This is a genomic window from Acidithiobacillus sp. (assembly GCF_023255755.1).
In the GTDB taxonomy this organism is placed as follows: domain Bacteria; phylum Pseudomonadota; class Gammaproteobacteria; order Acidithiobacillales; family Acidithiobacillaceae; genus Acidithiobacillus.
The window spans coordinates 1-4,314 of record NZ_JAGDVS010000172.1 but is presented as its reverse complement, the minus strand read 5'-3'; the positions used below and the strand labels follow the sequence as shown (position 1 = coordinate 4,314).

General features: G+C 58.2%; 4 protein-coding genes. All 4 read left to right on the top strand.

Features of this window, described 5'->3' with window-relative positions; genetic code table 11:
- Positions 1-301: 301 nt before the first annotated feature.
- Entirely contained in the window at positions 302-718 is a 417-nt protein-coding gene (locus tag Q0C48_RS12065) for a GNAT family N-acetyltransferase (protein WP_291524687.1), read from the top strand.
- A 360-nt stretch (positions 719-1,078) separates the two neighbouring features.
- Entirely contained in the window at positions 1,079-1,321 is a 243-nt protein-coding gene (locus Q0C48_RS12060) for a type II toxin-antitoxin system Phd/YefM family antitoxin (protein ID WP_163095659.1), read from the top strand.
- Positions 1,318-1,581 (top strand): Txe/YoeB family addiction module toxin, encoded by a 264-nt coding sequence (locus tag Q0C48_RS12055; protein ID WP_035192076.1) that lies wholly within the window; start codon positions 1,318-1,320, stop codon positions 1,579-1,581. Before Q0C48_RS12060 ends, Q0C48_RS12055 begins: the two co-directional genes overlap by 4 nt.
- Positions 1,582-1,762: 181 nt before the next feature.
- Positions 1,763-4,228, top strand: a complete 2,466-nt coding sequence (gene leuS, locus Q0C48_RS12050) for a leucine--tRNA ligase (protein ID WP_291524685.1) — start codon at positions 1,763-1,765, stop codon at positions 4,226-4,228.
- Positions 4,229-4,314 lie beyond the last annotated feature (86 nt).

Below are 4,314 nucleotides of genomic sequence, written 5' to 3'. Positions count from 1 at the left end.
AGGGGAATATTCCATTCTCAAGTCGTGAAATTTTTGTTATTCGAAATGCCCTGCAGCGGCTCACCGCAGTCCCGGATGGGTATGTTCAGATAATCAGTGCGCATCGCCTTATCCCGGTCGCGTTGAAGAAACAGATAATCATTTGCCTGGGGAGCAAGTCAAATGGGGGCGTTACGAATAGGGCCTGTCCGCATTAGGCGGTTAGTAGTAGCCATATATGCTCCCTCATGTTAACCTACATTTATCCATGTTACACAGCACTATGGTGCTGTACAATTTACGTTAGCTGCAAAAGATGAAGATGAGCATCGAATATAAAATCAACGCTCCAGTATCAACGGATCAATTCATTGAGTTACTGCGGGAATCGACACTTGGCGAACGCAGGCCAATTGAAGATCGTGAATGCATGGAAGGTATGGTCAAAAATAGCAATCTGATGGTTACTGCCTGGCATGGTGAAGAACTGGTAGGCATTGCACGTTCAATGACAGATTTTCATTATGCCTGCTACCTTTCTGATCTAGCAGTTCATAGGAAATATCAAAAAACTGGTATTGGGAAGAAACTGCAAGTCATCACTCAAGAGGAATTGGGGCCGAAATGCAAATTAATTCTGGTTGCAGCTCCCACTGCCAACTCGTATTACGAGCATATTGGATTTACAAACAATCAAAGGTGCTGGGTACTTGATCGTGAGCAAAGTATCAGCAGCTAACTCGGCATTCGTTCGGAACTGACCTCAATAGTTTCGTTTTGACGCCACGATCAATGCCCGATCGCTAACCCTTCGGTCGAGGTTGCATTAAGGCGCTTACGCCTGGCGCCAAGCTACGCTACGACACAATGCTCAAGCTACTCCATGCTCTCGGTGTAAAGCTCTCCGCGTCTCCCGTTCACTCATGAGTAACTTGCGGTTCCTCATCGCAAGGCCCAACTTGAACGTTGCGGGGCGCACTGCATCTTCTACGGCTTTTTCACAACAAGCCTGACAGATGCGCCCGGTGTAGCCCTCGCATAGTCACTTGACAAGCGTACGCGAACACGTACCATAAAGGCTTCTTTGAAGGAGCACGAAATGAACACGCTTACCGCCAGCGAAGCTCGCGCAAATCTGTACCGGCTCATTGATCAAACAGCAGAGTCTCATGAGCCAATCATCATTTCCGGAAAACGGAGCAGTGCCGTGCTGCTCTCCGCGGAAGATTGGAGCGCAATTCAAGAAACCTTGTACCTTCTGGCCGTGCCTGGCATGCGCGAGTCCATCAAGGCGGGTATGGCTGAGCCCCTCCCAAAAAGCTCGAAGGAGCTTGAGTGGTGAATTGGGACGTTGTTTATTCCAAGCATGCAATGAAGGATGCAAAGAAGCTTGCTGCAAGTGGCCTTAAATCAAAGGCGCAAGAACTGCTCGCGGTTCTTGCCAACGATCCATTTCAAAATCCACCACCCTTTGAAAAGTTGGTCGGCGATCTAGCTGGCGCATACGCTCGCCGCATCAATATTCAGCACCGTATCGTGTACGAAGTTTTCACGAAAGAGAAAATAGTTCGCGTCCTGCGGATGTGGACGCACTATGAATGATATGGAAGCCATTGCACGCGGTGAACAGGCGATCGCGGAAGGCCAGGTAGCCACCTATGCCCAAGCCAAAACCCGTCTTGCCCCTTGCCCGATGGCTGAAATAGCGCCGTAAACCATTGCGCCACCCCGGTGCCTATGGCAACCTTTGTGCCACATTTGGTATCCGGCTCAAGATAAATTTATGGAAACTCCCGCCTACTCCCCGCAAGAGCTCGAAGCCGCCGTGCAGCAGCGCTGGCACGATCAGCAGACTTTCAAGGCCGCCGCGACGCCCTCGGGTGAAAAATTCTACGCCCTCGCCATGTTTCCCTACCCCTCCGGGCAATTGCACATGGGACATGTGCGCAACTACAGCATCGCCGACGCCATCGCCCGCTATCAGCGGATGCGGGGCAAGGAAGTCATGCAGCCCATGGGTTGGGATGCCTTCGGCCTGCCTGCGGAGAATGCGGCCCTCAAGCATGGTTTGGCACCGGCGCAGTGGACCATGGATAACATCGCCCACATGCGCGGCCAGTTGCAGCGGCTGGGCCTGTCTTACGACTGGTCACGGGAGTTCGCCACCTGCACGCCGGATTACTATCGCTGGGAGCAGTGGCTGTTCGTGAAGCTCTGGGAGAAAGGTCTGGTCTATCAGAAGCTGAGCACCGTCAACTGGGACCCTGTGGACCAGACCGTCCTCGCCAACGAGCAGGTGGTGGACGGCTGTGGATGGCGCTCCGGCGCGCCGGTCGAGCACAAGGAGATCGTGCAGTATTTTCTGCGCATCACCGCCTACGCCGAAGAACTGCTGAGCGGCCTCGACACCCTGAGCGAGGGCTGGCCGGAGCAGGTACTGACCATGCAACGCAACTGGATCGGTCGCTCGGAAGGCGCAGAGATTCATTTCCCGCTGGCCGCTGGCGACGGTGTCATCAAGGTCTTCACCACCCGTCCCGACACCCTGATGGGGGCGACCTATCTGGCGGTGGCCCCGGAACATCCCCTGGCCGTTCAGGCGGCGGAAAACAGCGCTGAACTCGCGGCCTTCCTCGAACGCTGCCGCCATGGGTCCGTTTCCGAAGCCAGCATCGAAACCCAGGAGAAGGAGGGACATCCCCTCGGCCTGAACGTGCGGCATCCGCTTACCGGCGTGGAGCTACCCGTCTGGACCGCCAATTTCGTGCTCATGGGTTACGGCGAAGGCGCGGTGATGAGTGTGCCCGCCCATGATCAGCGGGACTTTGAGTTCGCGCACAAATATGGCCTGCCCGTTCGGGCGGTGATTCAGACCGAGGGTATTGTCACCGGCGGCGAAGCCATGACCGAGGCCTACACCGGCAGCGGCACCTTATTCAACTCCGGGACTTTCGACGGCCTGGCCAATGAAGAGGCCAAGAGCCGCATCACCGCAGCCGTAGCCGCCAAGGGACTGGGGCGGAAGACGGTCAACTTCCGTTTGCGCGACTGGGGTATCTCCCGCCAGCGCTACTGGGGCACGCCCATCCCCATGATCCACTGCCCCCATTGCGGCGTCGTGCCGGTACCGGAGCGAGATCTGCCGGTGATCCTGCCGACCCACTACCAGCTTAAAGACCCGCGTTCGCCGCTGCTGGACGACCCCGAGTTCACCCAGGTGGCCTGCCCGCAATGTGGCGCCGCAGCCCGGCGGGAAACCGACACCATGGACACCTTTGTCGAGAGCTCCTGGTATTACGCCCGCTTCGCCTGCCCCGATGCCGGGCAGATGCTCGACCAGCGCGCCGCCGACTGGCTGCCGGTGGATCAGTATGTGGGCGGTGTGGAGCACGCGGTGCTGCATCTGCTCTACGCCCGCTTCTTCAACCGCCTGCTCCGCGATGTCGGCCTGCTGCCCGCCGACGGCGCCCACGATGAGCCCTTCCGCCATCTGCTGACTCAGGGCATGGTGCTCAAAGACGGCAGCAAGATGAGCAAATCCAAGGGTAATACGGTGGACCCGCAAGGCCTGATCGACCGCTACGGAGCCGATACCGCGCGTCTCTTTATCCTCTTTGCGGCGCCGCCGGAACAGCATCTGGAGTGGTCGGACAGCGCCGTGGAAGGGGCTTACCGCTTCCTCAACCGGTTCTGGCGCCTGGTCCACGAGTATGGCGCCACGCCCCCGGCACTGCCCGCAGATCTCTCCGCCGAGGCGGTGGACCTGCGCCGCGCGGTGCATCAGTGCATTGATCGGGTCAGCCGCAACATGGACGGGCGCTATCATTTCAACGTCGCCATCGCCGCCATCATGGAGCTGACCAACAGCCTGATGAAGGTCCCTGCGGATGCCCCGGCCGACTTACGGGCGGTACTGGGCGAAGGACTGCGCGCCCTGACCCTGCTGCTGGCCCCCTTTGCGCCCCATATCGCCGAAGTGCTTTGGGGGAAACTGGGGCAAAACAGCGTGATCAGCCATGCGTCCTGGCCCGTCGCTGATGCCGGGGCACTGCGTTGCGATACCGTGACACTGGTCATTCAGATCAACGGCAAGTTGCGCGAACGCATGGATTTTCCCGCTGATGCGGACCATGCCAGCGTTGAACAGACGGTACTGGCCCATCCGGCCATGCAGCACCATCTGGAGGGTAAAACCGTGCGTAAAGTGATCATCGTACCCGGCCGTCTGGTCAACGTGGTGGCGGGATGAGCCGCACGCGGCAGTGGCGTCGCTGGTGGCTCGTGGCGGGGCTGGCTCTGCTGCTGGGCGGCTGCGGCTTTCATCTGCAAACCGGG